Annotated in this window: 16 protein-coding genes; 6 read left to right on the top strand and 10 right to left on the bottom strand. The window is 48.2% G+C overall.

Annotated features, from left to right (window positions below; translation table 11 throughout):
* Nucleotides 1-141: 141 nt before the first annotated feature.
* Genes SMSP2_RS13265 through SMSP2_RS13255 form a run of 3 tightly spaced genes read right to left on the bottom strand, consistent with a single transcriptional unit; the run spans nucleotide 142 to nucleotide 3097 of the window.
* Nucleotides 142-699, bottom strand: coding sequence for a 5-formyltetrahydrofolate cyclo-ligase (locus SMSP2_RS13265; protein ID WP_146684518.1), 558 nt, complete (start codon nucleotides 697-699; stop codon nucleotides 142-144).
* A 29-nt stretch (nucleotides 700-728) separates the two neighbouring features.
* On the bottom strand, nucleotides 729-2081 hold the full coding sequence (locus SMSP2_RS13260) for a replication-associated recombination protein A (RefSeq protein ID WP_146684517.1): 1353 nt from the start codon (nucleotides 2079-2081) through the stop codon (nucleotides 729-731).
* 26 nt (nucleotides 2082-2107) lie between these two features.
* Nucleotides 2108-3097 (bottom strand): bifunctional riboflavin kinase/FAD synthetase, encoded by a 990-nt coding sequence (locus SMSP2_RS13255; RefSeq protein ID WP_146684516.1) that lies wholly within the window; start codon nucleotides 3095-3097, stop codon nucleotides 2108-2110.
* A gap of 255 nt (nucleotides 3098-3352) precedes the next feature.
* Between SMSP2_RS13255 and SMSP2_RS13250 the strand changes: the two genes are divergently transcribed.
* From SMSP2_RS13250 to SMSP2_RS13235, 4 genes are all read left to right on the top strand, one after another.
* Nucleotides 3353-3520, top strand: a complete 168-nt coding sequence (locus tag SMSP2_RS13250; protein WP_146684515.1) for a histone H1 — start codon at nucleotides 3353-3355, stop codon at nucleotides 3518-3520.
* Nucleotides 3521-3543: 23 nt separating this feature from the next.
* Nucleotides 3544-4017 (top strand): 3-hydroxyacyl-ACP dehydratase FabZ family protein, encoded by a 474-nt coding sequence (locus tag SMSP2_RS13245; protein WP_146684514.1) that lies wholly within the window; start codon nucleotides 3544-3546, stop codon nucleotides 4015-4017.
* A gap of 80 nt (nucleotides 4018-4097) precedes the next feature.
* Nucleotides 4098-5513, top strand: a complete 1416-nt coding sequence (locus tag SMSP2_RS13240) for an MATE family efflux transporter (RefSeq protein WP_146684513.1) — start codon at nucleotides 4098-4100, stop codon at nucleotides 5511-5513.
* A 401-nt stretch (nucleotides 5514-5914) separates the two neighbouring features.
* Nucleotides 5915-9847: a hypothetical protein gene (locus SMSP2_RS13235; protein WP_146684512.1), complete on the top strand. Its 3933-nt coding sequence runs from the start codon at nucleotides 5915-5917 to the stop codon at nucleotides 9845-9847.
* A gap of 210 nt (nucleotides 9848-10057) precedes the next feature.
* Here SMSP2_RS13235 and SMSP2_RS13230 read toward each other — a convergent pair whose 3' ends face one another.
* From SMSP2_RS13230 to SMSP2_RS13215, 4 genes are all read right to left on the bottom strand, one after another.
* The gene (locus SMSP2_RS13230; protein ID WP_186804735.1) at nucleotides 10058-11089 is read right to left on the bottom strand and encodes a sigma-54 interaction domain-containing protein; all 1032 of its coding nucleotides are present in this window, start codon (nucleotides 11087-11089) and stop codon (nucleotides 10058-10060) included.
* A gap of 274 nt (nucleotides 11090-11363) precedes the next feature.
* Complete coding sequence (gene thiE / locus SMSP2_RS13225; RefSeq protein WP_146684510.1) at nucleotides 11364-12416, bottom strand: thiamine phosphate synthase; 1053 nt, start codon at nucleotides 12414-12416, stop codon at nucleotides 11364-11366.
* Nucleotides 12417-12524: 108 nt separating this feature from the next.
* The gene (locus SMSP2_RS13220; RefSeq protein ID WP_222566360.1) at nucleotides 12525-13910 is read right to left on the bottom strand and encodes an NAD(P)-dependent malic enzyme; all 1386 of its coding nucleotides are present in this window, start codon (nucleotides 13908-13910) and stop codon (nucleotides 12525-12527) included.
* Between the two features lie 292 nt (nucleotides 13911-14202).
* Nucleotides 14203-15432: a GLUG motif-containing protein gene (locus tag SMSP2_RS13215; protein WP_186804734.1), complete on the bottom strand. Its 1230-nt coding sequence runs from the start codon at nucleotides 15430-15432 to the stop codon at nucleotides 14203-14205.
* 66 nt (nucleotides 15433-15498) lie between these two features.
* On the opposite strand from SMSP2_RS13215, the gene SMSP2_RS13210 reads away from it, so the two are divergent.
* Nucleotides 15499-16626 (top strand): IS110 family RNA-guided transposase, encoded by a 1128-nt coding sequence (locus tag SMSP2_RS13210; RefSeq protein ID WP_146683483.1) that lies wholly within the window; start codon nucleotides 15499-15501, stop codon nucleotides 16624-16626.
* Nucleotides 16627-16956: 330 nt separating this feature from the next.
* Here the strand turns inward: SMSP2_RS13210 and SMSP2_RS13205 are convergent, their stop codons facing one another.
* The 3 genes from SMSP2_RS13205 to SMSP2_RS13195 form a co-directional block, all read right to left on the bottom strand.
* Nucleotides 16957-17754, bottom strand: coding sequence for a hypothetical protein (locus tag SMSP2_RS13205; RefSeq protein WP_146684508.1), 798 nt, complete (start codon nucleotides 17752-17754; stop codon nucleotides 16957-16959).
* A 108-nt stretch (nucleotides 17755-17862) separates the two neighbouring features.
* Entirely contained in the window at nucleotides 17863-19800 is a 1938-nt protein-coding gene (locus SMSP2_RS13200) for a M26 family metallopeptidase (protein ID WP_146684507.1), read from the bottom strand.
* A 33-nt stretch (nucleotides 19801-19833) separates the two neighbouring features.
* A complete protein-coding gene (locus SMSP2_RS13195) occupies nucleotides 19834-21771 on the bottom strand; it encodes a M26 family metallopeptidase (protein ID WP_146684506.1) in 1938 nt (645 codons plus the stop codon).
* Nucleotides 21772-22142: 371 nt separating this feature from the next.
* Between SMSP2_RS13195 and SMSP2_RS13190 the strand changes: the two genes are divergently transcribed.
* Complete coding sequence (locus SMSP2_RS13190) at nucleotides 22143-22958, top strand: SDR family oxidoreductase (protein ID WP_146684505.1); 816 nt, start codon at nucleotides 22143-22145, stop codon at nucleotides 22956-22958.
* Nucleotides 22959-23146 lie beyond the last annotated feature (188 nt).

The following is a 23146-nucleotide window of genomic DNA, read 5'->3' as shown; positions in this document are numbered from 1 at the left end:
GTTGTAAACACTTTTACGTCAAAGATTTTAGAAAAATATGAAACATATTTCTCCGTCTCTTTGCGTGTAAATTATATGTGTGTTTTTTAAGTTGTCATAGATTGAGAGCCGCATGCAATGCGGCTCTACAGTGCGGATAAGTTAATTGTAGAGCTTTGCGCAATGCGCGGTCATGTTCTCAGTTATAAGGATATCCACCATCTTGTCGTTTTCATCTGTAGGCACATACCTTTGAAGCTGGCAGCTGAAGGCAAGCGCCACCACGTCGGCATCATGTTTTCGACTTAGAAAGCGGTCATAATATCCGCCGCCCCTGCCAAGCCGGTTTCCGCAAAGGTCAAACGCCAGCCCCGGCGCCACGACAACATCAATCTCCTCGAGAGGATATGGTTCCATATTCACCGGCTCAAGCAGGCCCCATCTGCCCGGGCGTAGCTCTTTTGCTGAATCTATTTTTACCGGCACAAGCTCACGTCTTTCCCAGCAGATAGCAGGATAAATGATATTCTTGTTCAGCCGCCATGACATATCCATTATCAGCTCGGTATCGACCTCGCCGTGAATCGAGCTGTAAATCATGATACTGCGTGCCCCACGGTACTCTTCGAGGTCAAAAAAACGCCGCGAAATATCGAGGCTTGCCTTGAGAATATCGAATCCGTCAAGACATTTTAGCCGTTCTTCTACGGCTTTTCTCATGAGTTTTTTTGTTTTTTGCAGATCCTGGCTCACTTGCCGCCCTTCTTCAACTCTTCAAGGTGTTCGAGGTGCTGCCTGATAACCTTTTCGCGGCCGATATCTTTGGGCCGGTAATATTTTTTGTCCAACTCAACGCCCAGGTAATCCTGAACTACATATCCTCCGGGATAACTGTGCGGGTATTTATAATCCTGTGCATTGCCAAGCTCTTTTGCGCCGGGATAATGGCCGTCACGCAGATGCGGCGGCACTTCAATCGTTCTGCCACCGTTTATATCCGCAACAGCTTCTGAAATGGCAGTAACCGCGGAGTTGGATTTTGGTGCCGAGGCGAGATATGTAACTGCCTGGGCCAGTGGTATCTGAGCCTCTGGAAAGCCGACAAATTCGGCTATCTGAATACAGGAGTTAGTAAGCACTGAGGCTATCGGGTCGGCGTTTCCGATATCCTCGGCGGCGCAGACCGCAATCCGCCGCGAGATAAAACGTAAATCTTCACCGCCGGCAATAAGCCTGGCAAGCCAGTAAACCGCCGCGTCGGGGTCGGAGCCTCTTATGCTCTTCTGCAATGCACTGGCAAGGTTGTAATGCTGGTCGCCGGCGGCATCTGAGCGAATCGCCTTTTTCTGTATGGAATCCGCGGCAAGCTGTTTGTCCAGGTGCACTTTCTGGCCCATACTGCTTTTGCAGCTGCTCAGCACGGCTACTTCCAGAGCATTCAGGGCTCGCCTGGCATCTCCGTCACATCGCGCGGCTATAAATTCCAGAGCTTCGTCGTCTGCTTCAATATTGTAATTGCCCAGCCCCTTATCAGCGTCGCTTATCGCCCTTTTCAGCAAGTTTACAATATCACCAACAGATAGCGGCTCAAACTGAAAGACAGTGCTTCGGCTTATCAGCGGCGTATTCACCGAAAAAAACGGGTTCTCGGTCGTCGCCGCGATCAGCGTAATAACACCGTTTTCAACGTCATTTAGCAGGCTGTCTTGCTGGGCACGGTTGAAACGGTGAATCTCATCGAGAAACAGAACTGTTTTACCCTCACCCCGCAACAGCCGATTACGGGCAAGCTCTATCACCTCACGCACCTTTGAGACACTCGAGCAGGGAGCGTTCAGATAGATAAAACGCGCTTCTATGGTGTTTGAGATTACCATGGCAAGCGTGGTCTTGCCAACGCCGGGCGGGCCGTAAAATATAAGGCTGGCAAGCCGTCTGGCATCCAGCATTCGCCGCAAAAGACGCCCGGGGCCGATGAAATGCTGCTGTCCGGCAAAGTCCTCTATCACCTCGGGACGCATACGCACGGCAAGCGGGGCATTTTGGAAGATTGTTTTATCTTCGTTCTCTGAAAACAGATTTGCGTCTATTTGTTTTGGCATCTAACTAACGTATTATCTATCTTAATTCAATTAAACCTGGCATTTGCAAGTATCCGGCGGGACTCTGCGCAGTCCTTTGCGATCTGAGCTTTAAGTTCATCTGCACTCTCAAACCTCCGCTGCTTTCTAATCTGGTCAACAAAGTCCATCGCAAGCCATTTGTCGTAAAGATTCTCTGAAAAATTCTCCTCAAGAATATGGGCTTCTATCAGCAAAGGGTGCCCTGTTATAAAGGTTTTGGCACGGCCCAAACTGAAAACCGCCTCGATTAGCCGCCCCTGCCGGCCGGCATCTTCCAGGCTCTGCGAAACCTGCACCCAGCCGGCATACACACCCTCAGCAGGTATCATCTGGCTGACAGGCTCAAGGTTTGCCGTCGGAAAACCAAGGCTTTTGCCAATGCCGCGGCCTCTGGAAACTGTGCCTATGAGCCGATAAGGTCTCCCCGTCGCGGCTGTTACATCACTAATCCGCCCTTTTTCTATGAAATGCCGAATCAATGAGCTTGCGATCTTTTCGGATTCTCCGCGCGAAAAGCTCATCTTCTCCAGCTCAACGGTAAAAACATCAAAACCTCTATCTTTTCCAACCTCTCTGAGCATGTCAACATTTCCGCTTCTGCCGTAACCGAACTCAAAATCCTCGCCCTCAACAACAGCGGCCGGCCTGAGTTTGCCTACGAGAAACTCATCTATAAATTTCTCAGGCGGCATATTCAAAAGCTCATACGAATCATGCACAACACCAACCGCATCTACGCCGGCCTTCTCAAACAAATAAAGTTTGTGTTCTATAGGAGTTATGCACACGGGGGCCTTGGAAGGACGGAGAATTTTTGTTGGGTGCGGCTCGAATGTTATCGCCATCACTCCGGGAGTGTTTCTCTGAGAAGCCAGCCTGCAAGCCTCTTTAAGGATTGCCTGGTGGCCTTTATGCAGGCCGTCAAAATTGCCTATTGATACAACCCAGCCCTTTTCGCTCGGGAGAGCCTTTTCGAATTCATTTATAACTATCATTTTACCTCTTTCTTCCGCTTATTCATGAAATAAATCCGTCAAAATTCTGTGAAACGGTAAAAAAAACGGGTATTCCAGACAGCATCAAACATAAATATAAACTTATTATACAACATTTTGCTTGCTTTTTCTATTCGTTTTTTTATGCTGTGAGCAAATTATTGTTTTTAAAGCCGTATTATTGTTCTTTTTATAACAAAAGACTTAATTCGGTATTTTATTAATCCAAAGTTATTATATCTATGGAGTTTTAACATGCAAGAATTTGAAACACTGAAACAATTAGTAGAAGCTATTGAAGATGACGTATTGAAGGCCGAAGGCGGGAATAACGCCGCAGGTACCCGGGTACGTAAACAAATGCAGGAAGTCAAAAAGGCCGCTCAGGACATTCGGGCAAAGATACTCGAACTGCGTTCGTAAATTTTTGAGCGGAGATTGAGGCTATGCCACCAAAACTACTTGTTGATATTTCCCAGATTGATAAGAACAATATAATCTTCGATCGGGATGAAATATTAAAATACAATCCTCAGAATTACGAAATGCAGCAGCTTGACGCGGTTGTCTGGTACGACAAAGAAGCCCGTCAGGCTCTGGGATATAAAGATCTAACAGAAAACGAATTCTGGGTCAGAGGGCATATCCCCGGAAGACCGATAATGCCCGGCGTGATTATGGTTGAAGCCGCGGCTCAACTGTCGAGCTTCTGCATGAAACGAATCTTTGGCACCCAGGGCTTTCTCGGATTTGCCGGCATAAAAAACGCCAAATTCCGCGGCACCGTGGTTCCCGGCGAGAGGCTTTACCTGCTCGGAGAGATTACAAAGATCCAGAGCCGTAAGTTTACTGCCGTAGTTCAGGGTATTGTTAATGACAAAATGATCTTTGAATGCGAAATATCTGGTATGAATGTTTGACCATTCCCAGTAATTAAGATCCACAAAGGCCCTTGTTCAATAATGGATAAGGGCCTTTTTTAACGGACATAAAACACTAAATGCTTACAAAACAGGGTTTTATAAATAATTTTTGGAGCGGGCCCGGCGGCTGCGGCGAACTGATGAAAATCGCTGCTCCGTTGATAGTCAGCACCAGCGCATTTACCGTGAGGATGTTCACGGACAGACTTTTTCTATCTAATTACTCACCAAACGCCATGACCGGCGCGATGTTTGCCGGAATCTTCCACTTTACCCTTATCTCACTGTTTCTGGGAATCGTATCCTATGCCAACACATTTGTCGCCCAGTACACCGGGGCAAAACAGCGAGAGAATATCGGCCCCATAATATGGCAGGCAATATATCTCTCAATCGTGATGGGGATGGCGATGATGGTTTTCCTGCCGATGCAGGATATCATCTTCAACGCGATCGGCCATGACAGCGAAATAAAGAAATATGAGATAGAATATTTTTCTACTCTGCTGTATGTAGGCCTGCCGCTGCTTATATCCCGTGCGATTTCGTCATTCTATTCCGGACGGGGAATCACATCGGTTGTGATGTGGATAAACATATTTAACAGCATACTGAATATAGGGCTGAATTATTTGCTGATATTCGGCAAATTAGGTCTGCCGGCGATGGGCGTAACCGGCGCCGCCCTTGCAACGGTGCTCTCCGAGTACGCGGCACTTGCTGTTTTTGCCTATCTTTTCTTCATGCCGCACAACCGCAAAGAATTCAACACCCTCCACGGCAGAGGCTTGAGTGTTAGACTTATCAGAGAGCTGATGAGATACGGGCTGCCAAGCGGCCTGCACTTTATACTCGACATGCTGGCTTTCAGCTTCTTTCTGATGATAATCGGGCGCTTCGGAGCCATCCAGCAGCTGGCAAGCTCAATGGTATTCAACGTTAACATGTTCGCGTTTATGCCGATGATAGGCCTGGGAATCGGGATCAGCATACTCGTCGGGCAGTATCTGGGCAGAAACGAGCCGGATATCGCAGAGCGGTCTGTCTGGATAGCTTTCAAAGTCTGCGCAGGCTACATGCTTCTAATTTCGGTCTGCTATATCTTCTTCGGCAGAATGCTGATGGGCCTTTACCCATTCTCCAAAGACCCCGAGCTGTATTCGAAAACCGTTAACATCGCCGTAAAGCTGATGTACTTCCTCGCCGCGTATTCGGTTATTGATGCCGCCAATATTATATTCTCCAACGCTCTTAAGGGAGCCGGCGACACACGGTTTGTAATGATACTTTCGGTATCGCTTCACTGGGGACTGATGGTCATTCCCAGCATGATATTCGCATGGTTTGGCTTTGGGATATACTCATCATGGACGTTTTTAACGTTGTTTGTTTCGGTGCTGGGACTGTGCTTCTATCTGCGTTTCAGGGGCGGGCTCTGGAAATCAATGCGGGTTATAGAAACCGAAGTTATCCCTGAAACTGAGCTCATATAAACGCCAAACTGTTCAGCCGCCGGCGTAACAGCTGCACAGAAAAACACATCTTTTTCCCCTTGCAATAAGTTTTTTTCAAGGAAAGCTATATCGGTTTTTTTAAGACTTTTTCTGCTGTTTCACTGTCACGGTGTTTTTGTCTTATTTTATCCCTCTTATTTAAAGGATGTTACAGCATTGCTAAGCCTTCACTGTAGTGAGACTGCCGGCTTCATTTTCCATTATCGAAACAGAAAGATCGCCAGTTTTGCTGAAAACAATCATCCTCAAAATAATTGTTATTGACTTTGTTAAAAACGTTAAATAAAATTAATGTAGTGAACAAGATGTGTAAAATGCCATTGCGGGGAATCCCAAAATGATCATTAACTATTAGAAACACTAATTGAGGAGTTTGTAAAATGGGAACGCATTTTTTTATGGTGTGCATATCAATTCTGTTTATTTCAAATCTTTATGGAATTGATATTGTCGAAACCTTCCCCATCGGGCCTGATAATTTCACTTATGACGGCGAGGACATTGTTGTCACCGGCAGCGGCCAGTTGATTATTTCCGGTACGCATAATTTCAACAGTATCCACGTCATGAGCGGCGGGCAGATAACTCACTACCCGGGCGAAGAGGTTGACCTCATAGTCGCCGGTGATGTTGTCATAGACGCCGGCGGCCTTATAAACGTCAACGGCAAAGGCTATATAAATGAACAGGGCCCCGGAGCCGGTACAGGAGACAGAACCGACTCTAACGGCGGCGGCGGAGGTGGAGCCTATGGCGGAAACGGCGGAAACCCGGAGAGCCCATACGCCGGCGGCATTGCCTACGGTTCTATTACAGAACCTTCTGATCTTGGCTCGGGCGGCGGCGATGGTTACGCGGGTATAGGCGGCGCCGGTGGCGGACGCATAAAAATCATCGCCGGCGGAACATTTACAAATAACGGTACCATTTCCGCTAACGGTATTGATGGTAAGTCACACGGGTACGGGGCTTCCGGCGGCGGTGCCGGCGGCAGTATATGGTTAGGCGCAGCCGCATTTACCGGTAACGGCCTTATCTCCGCCAACGGCGGCAGAGGCTATGAAGTCAGTGAACAGGACAGCGGCGGCGGAGGCGGCGGACGTATCGCAATATATTACGATTCATCTACTTACGCGGGTTCAACAACCGCTTACGGCGGCATAAGCCACGCCTACAGGGGCGGCGGAGCAGGTACCATCTACACCAAAAAAGCTGCCGACACATACGGCACGCTGCTGATGGACAACAACTCAAACACAAACGCACGTTCAAACATCGATACATTAACCGTGTTTGACCTGGTGGTTTCCAACGGTGCAATGCCCGCGCTTGCGGCTCCATTAACTGTCAACAACGCAACCGTAGAAACAGGCGGTTCAATTAGCTATCCTGCAGGGACTTACGAAATAGAGATGACTGTACTCGGCGACCTGCTTATAAGAACAAACGGTTCAATAAACGCTAATCCAACGGTAACTGTTCAAGGTAACATTACTGTTGAAGCAGACGGCAGTATAACAGCGAACGGCAGGGGATATATAAACGAGCAGGGGCCAGGGGCGGGCACTGGTACAAGAACGGACACCAACGGCGGTGGTGGTGGCGGAGCCTACGGCGGAAACGGCGGAAAACCCGAAAGCATATATGCAGGTGGAATAGCATACGGTTCTATCACTGAACCAGTCGACCTCGGCTCTGGCGGCGGAGACGGATACGCAGGTGTCGGCGGCGCCGGCGGAGGACGTATAAGAGTCATTGCTAGCGGTACATTTACGAACAACGGCACTATTTCAGCTAACGGCGTTGACGGCCGATCGCATGGATATGGAGCCTCCGGTGGCGGCTCAGGCGGAAGTATCTGGATCGATGCCGGCTCATTCGCCGGCAGCGGCCTCATCTCCTCCAACGGCGGCAGGAGTTATGAAGTAAGCGAGGAGGACGGCGGCGGTGGCGGAGGCGGACGTATCGCAGTCTATTACGATTCATCCACTTACACCGGCTCAGCTGCGGCATACGGCGGCATCAGCCACGCCTCAAGGTGCGGCGGCGCGGGAACCGTTTACATGAAAAATAATTCAGACACATACGGCACGGTCTCAATGGACAACAACGCTAATACAAATACCCGTTCATATATTGATACAGAAAGTGAGTTTGACCTGCATGTAGCTAATGGTGCAATGCCGGCAATCGTGGGGCTTCTGACAGCTAACGATGTGACGGTAGATGCCGGCGGTATCATTACTCACACTGCTGAGTCTAAAGATATAAATATAGACATGCACGGCGATATGCTCGTAAAAACAGGCGGCTTGATCCATGCCAACGCGACAATAACCATCGCAGGTGGCACTGTTGTAGAGCCTGACGGCAATATCTCAGCTAACGGCAAAGGATATATCAATCAGCAGGGCCCCGGAGCCGGCACGGGCACCAGGAACGAAACTAACGGCGGCGGCGGCGGTGGTGCCTACGGCGGCAACGGCGGAAACCCGGAAAGCCCATATGCAGGCGGCATCGGATACGGCAGTGTTCTTGAACCGGCAGAGCTGGGCTCGGGCGGCGGCGACGGATACGCAGGTATCGGCGGCTACGGCGGAGGAAAGCTTCGCATAAGTGTGGGCGGGAAATTTACTAACGACGGAACCGTTTCTGCAAACGGAATTGACGGCAGAGCTCACTCTTACGGCTCATCCGGCGGCGGCTCAGGCGGCAGCATATGGATAGACGCCGGCTCATTTGCCGGTGAGGGACTCGTCTCTGCCAACGGCGGAATCGGTCACTTGGTAAGTGAAGAAGACAGCGGCTCCGGCGGCGGCGGGCGTATAGCTGTTTACTATGACAGCAGCACATATGCCGGAGAATTCCAGGCATTTGGCGGCACCGGTTCAACAGGCCGTATCGGCGGCGCAGGTACAATAGCAACCGGCTTTAAAGGTGAAACTAAGCTGGTTACCGTCGCAAACAATAATCTCGCCGAAGGGCTTACTCATTTTGATACAACCGAGCAGTTCAGCCTTCTGGTCAAAGACGGTGGAAAACCCGCACCGATTTCACTGCTCAAACTTTATGATACTACAGTAGCGGCGGGCGGAATCCTGACCCATCCGGCAGATACAACTTACTTGAAAGTAGAATCTTATGGCGATTTGGTCGTTGAGGATCAGGGTGTTATCTCCGCCAGTGCCGATATAGCCGCGATGAATATCGCTGTAGAGCCCGGCGGTGTTGTCAGCAGTGACGGCAAGGGCTATAAGAACGGACAGGGCCCCGGAGCCGGAACCGGTACACGCAACGACGGCTACGGCGGTGGCGGCGGCGGCGGATACGGTAACTACGGAGGCAATCCGCAGAGTCCTTACAGCGGCGGATCGCCATACGGAAACCCGTATTCTCCCATTGAAATGGGCTCGGGCGGCGGTGACGGATATGCCGGTATCGGCGGATACGGCGGAGGTGCACTAAGGCTCCAAGCAGCACAGAGTTTAAACAACGATGGTTTAATTTCCTCCAATGGATTCAATGGACGCTCGCACAGCTATGGCGCATCCGGCGGCGGCTCGGGCGGGAGTATCCTTGTAACAGCCGGCAGCGTCTCGGGCGAAGGCCTGATTACCGCAAACGGTGGCAACGGCTACGTTGTAAGCGAGGAAGACAGCGGCGGCGGCAGCGGCGGACGTATCGCAGTTTTAAGCTCAAGTGATATAACACTCTCTGAGGAAAATATTTATGCCCTGGGCGGCAGCGGCTACCAGTCGGGCGGCGTGGGTACTGTATATCTCAATGAGACCGGCGGAGAGCTGTTCGTTCTGGATAATGTCACACCGACGGGAACCATCGACGGGTATGTAAGTTATATCGATATCGAGTTCTCGACGGCTGTCGATGAGTCAACGTTTGACATTGATGACATAACCCTGACAGGTCCCGGAGGTGTTTTAACGGTATCGGCTATCGAAAGAATAGATAATCCGCTCTACTCCAATATTTATCGTGTAAGTTTCCCGATGCAGACTGCCGAGGGTGTATATACGATTGAGGTCGGCCCTTATATAGCATCCGCTCACGGGGGAACGCTTGACCAGGACCACAACGGCACCTATGGCGAGGTTACAGACGTTTTTTACCATGAATTCTCAGCCGAATACACTTTCTGGAAACCGCAGCTCTTGGGTATGGCAGCCGCGTGGCTGGAAGTCAAAGAAGGTAATGAGAACTTCCCGCAGGAATACGATCTTGTAAATGATGACACGATAAACATTCTTGATTTTGCGGAGTTCTACAAATTATGGCCGGGGAATAATATCCACTAACACATCACCTAAAATCATAACCATAGATAAACAACCGATTACACTTACCGGAATATCGAGTAGGCGGGGCCTCACAGCCAAGACTTCTCACACTACCGGCCCATAGGATGCTTACACTCCCAAGCAAGCATGACCTGCCGTGCGCACAAAAAAAGGCGGGCGACTCGTTTGAGCCGTCCGCCAAGGTAAGTTGCTACTTAAAGTTAATCTTCACGCACATGCAACCTCAATATTATACTTGTTTATAAGCCTGTTGAGCCTATGCCTTTCGACATCAAGTATTTCGGCCGCAAGTGTCTTTACACCGTTGGATTCTACCATCGCCGCTTTTATAGCGGAGACCATTGCCTCTTCAAGAGTCATAACTGCCGAGCCGTCATTGAGTACGGCGGCCGGATGGGTATATCTCATCTCATCCGGTCTGGAATTACGGATCTCGTCAGGCAGTGAATCCATTCCGATCTCTTCTGTTGTGGAAAGAACATACGCTCTTTCCATGCAGTTTGCAAGCTCGCGAACATTTCCCGGCCAGTTGTAAGAGCTAATCGCTTTTACCACCTCTGGTGAAAGAACTTTCGGACTTTCATCGTAGAGATTCGACTGTTTTGCCAGGAAGTGCTTTGCTAACAGAACCACATCAGCGGCCCTGTCGCGAAGCGGCGGCAAATCAACAGAAACTACATTCAGCCTGTAGTAGAGATCCTGTCGGAACTTTCCATCATCCACCATCTTGCGTAAATCCCTGTGAGTAGCACAGATAACCCTTACATTAACCGGATACGACTTTGTCGAACCCAGCGGAGTTACTATGCCTTCCTGGAGTACGCGAAGAAGTTTAGACTGAAGCTCCAGAGGAATCTCAGCTACTTCATCAAGAAATACCGTTCCGCCTTCAGCGGCCCGGAAAAAACCTAATGAATCGCTGTGAGCTCCGGTGAATGCGCCCTTTACGTGACCAAATAACTGGCTTTCGAAGAGCTGCCCCGTCAATGTCGTGCAATCCACGGGAACAAGCACAGATTTTGCACGGGAGCTTTGATGATGAATCATCCTGGCCACCATTTCTTTGCCTGTTCCTGTTTCACCAGTAATAATTACCGGACATTCTCTGCTGCCCACAACACTTGCCGTGTCGAGGACGCATTTAAAAGCCGGTGAATCACCTACCAATTCAAAGGATTTGACTGACGAAGGAATGCTCGCAGGAAAACTTGCCTCTGCGGACATAACTTTGTTCTTCACTTGTGTCACCTTCATTCAATACTTTTTAATTCACTTCATTTAATGCATAACGCCCTTTCCGTTAAACCGTTTTCTTCTTCAACTTTTTTAAACATAATTCCGTATTCTTCTTTTGGCGTCTATCGCCACGTTACATTTAAGCATACATAAATAGCTATGTCAAGCGAATTTTTGACATTTAACAAAAACCTAACCGGCAAAGGCACTTAACAGCCCGCCAAAGGCATTTTTGGAGCTACCCGGCGGCAAATATTTTTCTATAAAACACTTTAACTTACACACCTTCGAGCAAACTTTTGAACTCAGTACATAAAGTTTTCGGGCTGTCGCAGGAATATAAACAGCCGCACACCGCCGCGGTTTTTACTCCAATATCAATCAGCCTGTTAATGTTATCGCCTGTGATCCCGCCAATAGCAGTATGTCCAATGCCGCTGCCTTTGAGTTTAGTTATTGCCAGGCGGATATAATCCAGGCCCGCCGGCTGAAGCTGCGGCTTGGTCGATGTTTTAAAAGCCGGGCCCAGCCCTACATAATCTGCGCCGGCATTGACCGCGGCATCGAGCTCATCCTCGTTATGTGTTGTAACTCCAACAATGAGAGGACGATAAGATAATTTACGCACGTGACTGACACTCATATCATCAAGCCCTAAATGAACGCCGTCCGCGCCCGCAGTCAAAGCAATATCCGCTCTGTCGTTGATAATGCTCAATACCCCTGCATCACGGCAGATATCGGCTACACTGGCTGCCATTTCGCATAAACATTTATCAGAAAAGCCCTTAGCCCGCAGTTGGATGCAGTCGGCCCCGCCGGCGATGCACTGTTTTACAAACCTTTCAAGGTCATTCGTAAGACTCGGGTCAGCAAGCACATACAGCCTTACTCGGCTGAATTTCCCCGCCGCGTAGATACTAAGGCATATCTCTTTTTCTAACTTATACGCCTCAAATCGAAGCCCTTCAATCTCAGATGCCGATGCAGGGTCAATGGTTTTGAACGCCTCTGTTATCGCCCTTAGAGCCTCTGGAACCCGACGAGCGGCGGCGATAAACATATCTTCGGAAGAGCCGCGGCTGATCTGAGACTCATTAACCGCGCCGGCGCCGATATCTCCATCGGTGTCTCTGGCGTTTAAAAGGACATCACGCGGGTGTTTCTCAATAACGGCACACAATCTATGCCGAAGTGACTTTATTCTCTGCGTAAGCGGGACAGATTCCGCGGCGAAGCGGGCATACTCCTCCATTACACGCAGCCCCTCCCGGGCGCGGTTGAAGTTTGCGTCTATTATTCGCCAAAGTGCTCTATCCGAAATACTCATAAAAACCTGCAAATGTTCAATTTAGAGTTTTCTTTATATGCAGCCCCAACACACGAAAAAGCCCCGTCAGGCTCTCTCCAACAGGGCTTGTATCTCTTTTTGGGACGATTATTTACGATTTATCCAGGCCTGCGATACCGCCTGGGCAACCTGCTCATGTGTGCCGCGGTCTATCATGTCCGGCAGGAGGTCGCCTTCCGGCGAGATTTGGGCCAGCTTTTCAGCCGCGGCAATCTGCATCTCAAGCGTAATATCCTCCGCCCGAGCATCCAGTGCGCCTCTGAAGAGACCCGGATAAGCCAGGGCATTGTTGATTCCGCGGCCGTCCGCAGCGATAGCCGCACCGGCTTCCAGGGCATCCTCTACCGTTATCTCTCCAACAGGGTTGCTCAGTGGAAGAACGATAGGATTTTTGTTCATTGACGCAACCATTTCTTTGGTTACCATGTTGGGCCTGGCGACGCCAATAAAAATATCTTTGCCTTTAAATGCTTCTGCAAATGGGACTTGCGTATTTTCATCGTTTGTAACCCTGGCAAGTTCCTCTTTCCAGGGATTCATTTTTTCCGTACGTCCCTCATAAAGTGCGCCGCATGAGTCATAGATTACAATATCGCCAATGCCGTAATGTTGGAGGACTTTTGATATTGCGTAACCCGCCGCGCCGGCGCCGAGCATGACAACAGAGCAGTCTTTGCCTTTTTTGCCGATACGGCGTAAGCCGTTTATAAGTGCCGCCAGAACAACCGTCGCGGTGCCGTGCTGGTCATCGTGGAATACTGGTATGTCCAGTCTGTCCCGAAGCTCCTGCTCAACCTTAAAACAGGACGGAGCGGCGATATCCTCAAGCTGAATAGCCCCAAAACTGCCGGCTATCCGCTCTACCGTCTCTATAATTATATCTGGGTCCTTGCTGTTAATCAGTACAGGAAAAGCACTTACCTTGGCAAACTCCGAGAAGATAGCGGCCTTACCCTCCATTACAGGCAGTGATGCCAGCGGACCGATGTCGCCAAGGCCTAATACCGCGGTACCGTCAGTTACAACCGCGACACGGTCGCAAAGGCCGGTCATCTCCCAGGCCGCTTCAGGCTGTGATTCGATGAGCTTGCATGCTTCTGCCACACCCGGTGTATATACCATACGCAAATCAGTCAAATCCTGGATCGGCACGCGGCTGACAATATCAATAGTTCCGCGGCGGTGAATCTCAAGCACATTGTCAATGAGCTCAACAACCTCAATACCTTCCGCTTCAAGCATACCGCTGAATTTTTCCGCTGCGGCAACATTCTTGCAAAAGCATTTTATGTCCCTGGTAAGCGTGGTATCGTCTGCATCGACAATCTGTACATCGCTTGTATGCACACCGGCCTTGTCGGCTATTTGAAAAAACTTTGAGAACGCTAAAGCTGTATCAGCAAATCTGCACCGAAACGTAAATACCGCAGTGGCGTTGTATCTTTCCTGCCAGCTGCCATCAAGTTTAAACATGTTTATCTCCGAACTGATTTAATATTAAAATATGTCGGCCATGTTATAGATTAGATGAGGGGTTTTGTCAAACTTATATTATATCGAATTAGCACCAGTGCAGGGCGAGATGTTCCGTTTGTATTCATTTATTAGTGTACGCCCCAGGCGTTCATAGTCATCAACGCTTGTTTGAGCTTTATTTTGCTTGCATTAACCTCGCAGATTTTGCATTTTTGGGCGATTTTAACCGTAACACGCTGAAGCGTTTACTCTTACCGGTTTTCAGTATAAATTATTTTAAAATAACTATTTACGGGCACATGTCCTGTGTTATCAGTCCACACTCGAGCCAGCCTGAAGCATTTGCGGCAAAGTCGAGCATATCATGCACACAGTCACCATTAACATCACCGGCCGGCGGGTTGATGCACTCATTTACAAACCGCGGATATGTTTCATTTTCTACAATGGTCCATTTATCAGAATACCCATTGGTCGTCTCACCAACAAAATCCCAGCCATAAGATGTGAAGTTAGACATGGTTTTCATTGCTGTCGTATTGCGGGGATATACCCCGTCAGGATCGACTTCAATTAGTGAACCACTTTGTGAATAACCAACACCGGGATGTTCACCAGCAACACTATAATCCCAGAAGCAGGCATCATAAACAGCTTTTTCAGTCTGATCAGGGTTGAGTGAGTTATCCATACCGACAAAGCCTCCGATATAACCGGTGAAATCTGTGCCATAGACAAAGGTTGATGCACTGTAACAATCGGTGATGGATTCGAAATTGTATCCTGCCACTCCACCGGCCACACCGTCCTCATCTGTAACAGCTATGGTACAATTTGCATAACAATCTCGTATCCTGGAATAGGTGTAGTATCCACTGCCAGTCCAGCCGCAAATACCACCTACATGACGTCCTGCAAGGTTTGAGTTGCTGCTGCTAAAAATAATATCGCTCGTATTATCGCCTGCTATGCCTCCGCAAAGACCCTGAGTCGCGGTAACATTGCCGCTTGAATGGCAATTCTGGATCAAACCATGGTTTTCACCGCAAATACCGCCGACATTTTCACCCCCGATCAAATCGCCTCTAACCTGCGAAGAAATTATTATACCATAATTCATGCCGGCAATAAAACCCAGAGTATCAATACCTGTAACCCTGCCTTCAACATTGCAAGAATATATGTTTGCCGCTGAATCTCCCGCGATACCGCCGACCCTCTCTCTGCCCTTGACGTTCACATTTTTCAGACTTAGATTTTGTATTTCACCGGCATCTTCATTAATGTAGCCGAACAGCCCGACAAAATCACCAGGGCTGTCAATATTCAGGTTTGAGATCGCGTGCCCGTGACCATCAAAAGAACCGGTAAAGCTAACGCCCTGGAAAGCAGGAGATGTAGGGGAAATATCAAATGCAGCCAGGGCACTGTAGAAAATATGGAACGACCGGCCCCAACGGTTGCAAATCTCGTCATAAGCCGGATAATTACGGTTTATGCGATAAGGTGTACGTAGCACCTGCCAATCGCGGGTTATTACACTGTGGCAACAGAGCCGCATACAATACGAAAGGTACCGGTCGTTATGAACAATATTATAACATATGTAGGAATGGATACACACAAAAAACAACATAAAGCTGCCATAAAATACCCTGATCGGGATAATGTTGTTGAATTTACAATCAAAAATACGCCCTCTGATATTAAACGGGCAGTAAAAAAGATAGCCCGTCAGGCACCTGGGCCGGTTGAATTCTGCTATGAAGCCGGCGTTTGCGGCTTTTCTCTCAAGCGCAGGATTGAGGCTCTGGGCTTTAAATGTGCGGTAATCGCCCCATCTCTGGTACCGGTAAAACCCGGAGTTCGTATAAAAACAGACCGCAGGGACGCAAAGAAGCTTCAGGAGTACTACAGTGCGGGCCTGTTGACCGAGGTTCACGCTCCCAATGAGAAACAGGAGGCAGATAGAGAGCTGGTGCGTCTTCGTGAGACAGCCCGAAAGGATGTCCAGAGAGCACAACATCACATACTCAAGTTTCTCAATCGTCATAGCTATATTTACCATCAGGGCAATCACTGGACAGATAAGCATATAACCTGGCTGCGTGGTATAAACTTCGAAGAGCCCGCCCTGAATGAAGTCTTTGAGGCATATTTCGCCCAGTACATAAACTGTTGTGAAAGGCTCGACAGGTGTGATCGGCGTGTTGAGGCGCTGGCAGAAACGGATGACTACCGCGAAATGGTAGGTATTTTGAGTTGTTTTCACGGCATCAAGACCATCACGGCAATATCCATTCTGGTGGAAATTTTTGATTTTGCCCGTTTTGAATCAGCCCCGGCTTTTATGTCATACCTCGGTTTAACCCCTAAAGAGGACTCCAGTGGAGAATCAGAAAAAAAAGGCCCGATAACCAAGGCCGGCAATAAGCGGGTAAGGCGGCTGCTCAATGAAACTGCCCACCACTACCGGCATCGATATGTTCCATCTAAGGCCCTTAAAAAACGTAGAGAGAGCCGGCCGCAATGGGGAATAGAAATAGCTGACAGGGCCGGGCAGCGTTTGAGTTACCGGCACAGGTACCTTCGGGCCAGGGGCAAGATTCTGGTAAAGGCCAACATCGCAGTTGCCAGAGAGCTGGCCGGGTTCATATGGTTCACAGCAACCCAGTATTACGCAAGAAAACAGGCTCAGCCGCAGAAAGTTTAGTTCATATACTTTTTATCACCCTGGGAAAAAAACATTTAAAATTTAATACAGAAAAACATGACAAATGGTGGCGTGGGTACGAAAAAACCACTTGCGATTGTCCTATATGACAGATATGCCTTATCGGTAAGTCTGACTCATGCCCGTAGAAAGCAAGGTTTGCGACGGAGTATTTCAATGTCGGCTCTGGCCAAAAGCTAATCCACGTATATCAGACTGAATCAACGTCGAAGAATCCCACGCTATCATGCGTCATTAAAATAAGATATGTAAAATTTAAAAAAAAGTAAATATAATCTCATTAAAACTATTGACAAAGGTCGTTCCATATCAGTACTTATAGCCGCTCATATCAATATCGGCTGCAAGTTTAAAGCTCTTATCCCAGTCGATCGGATACGAATTCATAGCGTTAAGTTGAGCGGGAGTTTCTATAAGATAAGGGCTCGCATCCGTGCCATAGCCACCCCCGTAGGTACCCGCAGGTGCGGTACCTGTAAAACGTACCGTAACCTTAAAATGATCGCTGGAAGTGTTTCCCTGCCTGTTCCACTGGTTCAAACCGGCATCAAAACCGTTGGCATCGTATTTGGAATTGCTAAAGCTTACACGGTAATAAAATTTCTGATCTTGACCGGTCAGGATCTCCAATGTTGTGAAGGGGGAAGTGGTTGAACCACTGGCAGGAGTTGAAACAGATCTCAAGGTTGTATAAGAACTGTTATTCACACTCCACTTAGTTGCAACCGTAGAGGTTTCGTTGCCGGAAGCATTGTTAAACATGGTTACGGTATCGCGTATATCTACAGATTTGATTGTTAGAATTAAACCATCTACGATAACAGAGGTAAAGTCAAACTCATACACAATCGCTGCACTTGTTTCGCCGGCATCTGCCACAATATATCTGTCAGATCGCATAATTGCAGGAGCAATTACAGATATATTAGAATGGGAATACGCATCATTTAACAGCTTGTTGGAGTTTGCCATATCACCGTAGGTCAGCTCATATTCATAGTAATACCCATCGTCATCCTGTTGTATATCACCGGCGGTGATAGTAATTGCCGCCGGTAGAGATGTCGTAAACAGTACAAAAAACACCAGTGTTGCAAAGAACTTCATAGTTGAACCATTTCTATTTATTTAATTTTATTTCGAGACCGGTAAACATCCACAATCGACGACTACCACAGGCCTGTTTAATCAGTTTGAATACACCATGGCGGCCGCCTAAGGGCACATGTTCTGTGTTATCATGCCGCACTCAAGCCAGCCGGATGCTGTTTGGGCAATATCAATCATGTCATATACGCAGTCGCCGTTGACGTCGCCTGCCGGCGGGGCGATACATTCGTCCGCAAACCGCGGGTAGGTTTGGCCCTCGATTATGTTCCAGATATAATCGGTACCGTTAGCGGTCTCGCCGACAAAGTCCCAGCCCTGGCTTGTATATACACCGCTTACCATCATTGTTGCGGTGGAAAGTCCGGTAATTCCGGCAGGATCGGCTTCCGGCTGAGATTCTCCGCCGGAGTTATACACGCCGTCATTTGTGCCGGTTGTGGTTGTATCCCAGAAACATGAGTTATATTCTGCATCTACGGTTCCGCCGGTTGCATTAGAATCATCACTGCCGCAAAAGCCCCCTGCCCCGCCGCCGAAAGCATAGGGCAGTATCAATCTGCAGGCTGTATAGCAATTTGATATAACCCCAAAGTTTGCTGCGGTAAAGCCGGCTATGAGACTATCATTGAGAACCGATACAATTCCTCTCGAATAGCAGTTGTTAATGATTCCATCGTTTTCAACAAGAAAACCGCCGGCATGTTCGTTTGCATGTACATTTGCTGTTGTGAAGCAGTTTTCTATTGTGCCCTCATTAACAGTTACAAAACCTCCTGAAAACCGGTTTGCTGTAACATATCCACCTGATGAGCAACCGGTTATAGTGCCATAATTATAGCTGGTAAAACCACCGGCAAAATCGAGACTGCTGATGCAGTATCCGATTGAGTGAGAATTCGTAATACTTCCTTCAGTATGATTGTATCCGGAAAACAAACCAGCATCTTCCTGAGCTTCTACTGTTCCGGCAACTCTGCAGTTGTTTATGTCGCCCTTATTAATTCCGCATATTCCTCCGCAATAGAGCAATCCCTTGATGTGCACGTTGTCAAGTTTTAGGTTTTCAATTGTGCCTGTCTCGTCAATATATCCGAATAATCCTACAAATGCATAGTCACCTTCGGCTGATATTTTCAGGTTGCTCACTGTGTGGCCGTTTCCATCGAATGAACCGCTGAATTTTGTACCGGTATAACTTTGTCCCTCAATTTCATTAGCAGATATAAGTGCCAGATTGTAATCCCAGCCGGTCATGTCGATATCAGCGGTGAGCTCGAAAGAATTGTCCCAGTCGCTGGAATAATTTCCCATCGCGTCAAGCTGAGCGGCTGTAGCGATCTGGTAAGGGTTGGACGCACTGCCGTCTCCGCCGTCATAAGTGCCGGCAGGGGCTCTCAGATCCAGGTATATTTTAACTTTGAAACCGTCCTTTGAGAGCGTACCTTGCGGATTCCACTGATTGAGATGTTGGTCGAATCCGTTGGCATCTCCCTTGCTATTGACAAATCGGCATGAATAATAGAAAGAATCGGGCCGACCAGATGCTTCGATCGTATCATTCCCGTAAAATGTTTGACTTCCCGAATATGGTGTCGCGGCTGTAGTAAAAGTGGTAAATGTACTGCCGTTGAAACTGTACTTTGATGCCGCTGAAGTGGCTTCACTGTGGAAGGTGTTATTTGAGAGGGTGAATTTGTCTCGCAGTTCGACAGACGTTATCACCACATCGTGAACATGTATCCCCCAGGCTATCTGTACGTTAGAGAAGTCAAATTCGTAGCCGAATTGAGCTATGTTAGTGCCGGCTGCAGCCTGTACGTACCGGTTTCCGCTTATGGGGTCTTGAACCTCGACATTTGAAGCGAATTCGGTGTCTTTTTGAAACTTGAGTGAGCCGGAAGCCATATCCGCATACGTCAGCGTGTATTCGTAATAATGCCCATCTGTTTCACTCCACTGAATATCTCCGGGGTCAATGGTCAGCCCTGCGAAAATTACGCTGCAAAAGGTAAGCAATGTTGTTAATAATACTGTCTTTTTCATAGCTCATTCCTCTTATAAAAACTTTTTTTGAATTTAAGGACACATATTTTGTGTTATCATGCCGCAATCAAGCCAGCCCGATGCGGTTTGTGCCATGTCGAGCATATCATATACGCAGTCGCCGTTAATATCTCCCGCAGGCGGAGCGATACATTCGTCCGCAAACCGAGGATAAGTCTCGTTTTCTATGATGTTCCAGATATCTTCATCTCCGTTAACGCTCTCGCCGACAAAGTCCCATCCGTTGGATGTGTAGAAAACTTTTGCCTTAAGAGTTGTGGTATTCATGGATACTATTCCAAAAGGATCGGGATCAGGAAATACGCCGCCTCCGGAATCACCCACTGCATCAGTTAGACCGGCAACCTGCCAATCACAGAAGCAGGCTGTGTATGATGCCGTCGGTTCAGTCTCATTAGAGTCGTCGCGGCCTGCAAAACTTCCTATAAAACCTGTAAAACTATCTGACAGGACACATACCTCTGATGCGCTGTAGCAATTGATTACAGTTGACACATTCTGCCCGGTAAAGCCGCCGGCTACACCATCATTGTCACTAACAACCACCCGGCAGTTTGAATAGCAATTATTGATTTCAGTATTTCTGAAATTTGAATAACTATTAAAACCGGCTATTCCGCCCGCATAGGTTCCCGCAGATACATTGGCGTTTGCCCGACAATTCTCCAGCAGCATACTGTTGCTGCCGCAAATCCCGCCGCAGCCTGTAACCAAAGCTGTGAAGCTGCCCTTTGAGCTGCACCGGCGAATCCATCCCCAGTTTACCCCGCATATTCCGCCAACCGTACTCTTTGCTGTACATGTACCTTCCGCTGAGCAGTCTTCAATTGGACCATCATTGTAACCGGTTATTAAACCTATCGTATTAGCCCCGCATACGCTGCCGTTAACTTTGCAATTACTGATACTGCCCAGATTAGAACCGGTCACACAGCCTGCATATTTACCCTTAATTCTTGCATTTTCGAGGTTTAGGTTTGATATCTCGCCGCTGCTGTAAACCTCTCCGAAAAGACCTGCAAAAGAAGCGTTATCCGAGCCGAGATTCAGGTTGCTGATAGTATGGCCATCTCCATTGAAGTTACCAGTAAACTGTTCACCGTCAAAACCAGAATTACCTGAAACCGTATCGTAGGCTATCAGGGCGGTGTCATACGAATAGCCGCTCATATCGATATCGGCGGTAAGGACAAAATATTTGTCCCAGTCTTGCGGATAATACCTGATCGCATCGAGCTGCTGGGGTGTGGCTATCTGGTATGGATCTGCATAAAACCCGCTTCCGCCGTCATAGGTACCCTCCGGTGCGGTGAGGTCAAGGCGTACAGTTACTTTAAACCAATCATCTGTTAAGAATGTCTGACTGTTCCACTGGTTGAGCTGCTGATCAAAACCGTTAAAGTCGCCCTTGCTGTTTGTGAACTCTACCTTGTAGTAGAATTTCTGGATGAATCCACCAAAACCAACTGAAGTTGTTCCGGGAAAAGTCTCCGTGCCGTGGCTGGGGGTTGCGCCCTGAGCTATTGTATTATAATTATAACCGTTGATGCTCCAGCCTGTAAAAGCGGTTGATTCTTCAGTCCCCACGCCATTATTTGACATTGTAAGGCTGTCACGTATATCAAAACTCTTGATTCCCGCTCTGTAGTTTTCCGAGCCGATGGTGATGTTTGAAAAATCAAATGTATATTCCAGCTGTGCTGCGTTGGTGCCGGTGTCGGCATAGATATAGCGTGGATACTTGCTGGTCGCCGTATAAACAGAGATGTTGGAGCTGGAATCCAAATCGCTGAAGAACTGCGAGGTGTTGTACATGTCGGCGTATGTCAGCTCGTACTCATAATAATACCCCATTGAATCCGTCTGCAAATCACTTAGTGTGATATTAAGTCCGGCTGTTAGTGTTCCGGCAAGAAACAGGGCAGCAGTGACGATGCTTGTCTTTTTCATTTTTCTCTCCTTGTTTTAATCTGTTAGAAAATCGCTTTGGCACTTTAATCATTATTCCTTGTTTCAGCAGGAATTACAAGAAAAAAACAAAAAACATCACTCCCTAAATGATTTTAGACCGCCTCAGCAGTGAGAAGATAGTGCTCAACAGGCATTTTACAAAATCCATCATTACTATCTGCACAAAACGCCTTGAATTATTTCGACATGCCTGTAAACTCTTTATTGTAAACGTGATAAATTAAATAATAAAAGGTTGGATTTTGTTTGGCAAGCTGATAGAATAATAATTATTTCGAGTGTCGATAAATTAAATTTTTAATTTCTTGCGGTATTTATTCTACCACCGCCTATTTAAAGAGGAATGAACCATGAACGAATTTGACGTAAAAGGAAAGAACATTGCTATAACAGGAGCCGGCGGCGTGCTTTGCGGCTCGATGGCCAGAGCTGTAGGGCTGGCAGGAGCCAACGTGGCGATACTTGACCGGAATTTCGACGCCGCCGAAGAAGTCGCCCATCAGATCCGTTCAGTCGGCGGAAATGCCGTCGCGGTCAAGTGCGATGTGCTGGACAAGGAATCGATCATTGCCGCCAAAGACGAAGTAATGAAGGCATTCGGCGGCTGTGATGTCCTGATAAACGGTGCCGGCGGGAACCATAAATCCGCTACTACAGGCCCTGATATGCCGCTGTTTGACATCCCCGCAGAAGCAATCAAGTTTGTCTTTGACCTGAACTTTCTGGGAACACTCCTGCCGACGCAGGTCTTCGGCAAGGTCATGGCAGATGCCGGAAGCGGAGTTATCATCAATATCTCCAGCATGAACGCGTTCAAGCCGCTGACCAAGATACCGGCATACTCTGCCGCCAAGGCCGCGGTGAGCAACTTTACACAGTGGCTGGCGGTGCATATGTGCCAGAACTACTCTGACAAGATACGCGTCAACGCCATCGCGCCGGGGTTCTTTATAACTGATCAGAACAGATTCCTCGTAACAGACGAGAAGACCGGCGATTTCACCCCCCGCGGCCAGAGCATCGTTGACCATACGCCCATGGGCAGGTTCGGCGAGGCAGAAGAGCTCAGCGGAACACTAATATGGCTGATAAGCGAGGCGGCGAAGTTCGTTACCGGCGTAGTAGTGCCCGTTGACGGCGGATACAGCGCCTTCGGCGGAGTGTGATAAGCAGGCATTAGGCAGCAGGCAATAGGCATTAGTGAGCGGCCCCGGGCTGTGGCCCGATTGTAGAGAAAATTCACGAATTTTCTCAATTTGAAATTTGATATTTCAGATTTGAGATAAATAAAATAGACATGATTAAAAAGTTAAGAGTTAAGTAGGGCAAGCATCCCCGCTTGTCATTTTCATGT

Origin of the sequence: Limihaloglobus sulfuriphilus, assembly GCF_001999965.1 — a bacterium.
In the GTDB taxonomy this organism is placed as follows: Bacteria; Planctomycetota; Phycisphaerae; order Sedimentisphaerales; family Sedimentisphaeraceae; genus Limihaloglobus; species Limihaloglobus sulfuriphilus.
Note: the sequence above shows the minus strand (reverse complement) of the source record. Positions and strands in the feature narration are given on the sequence as shown.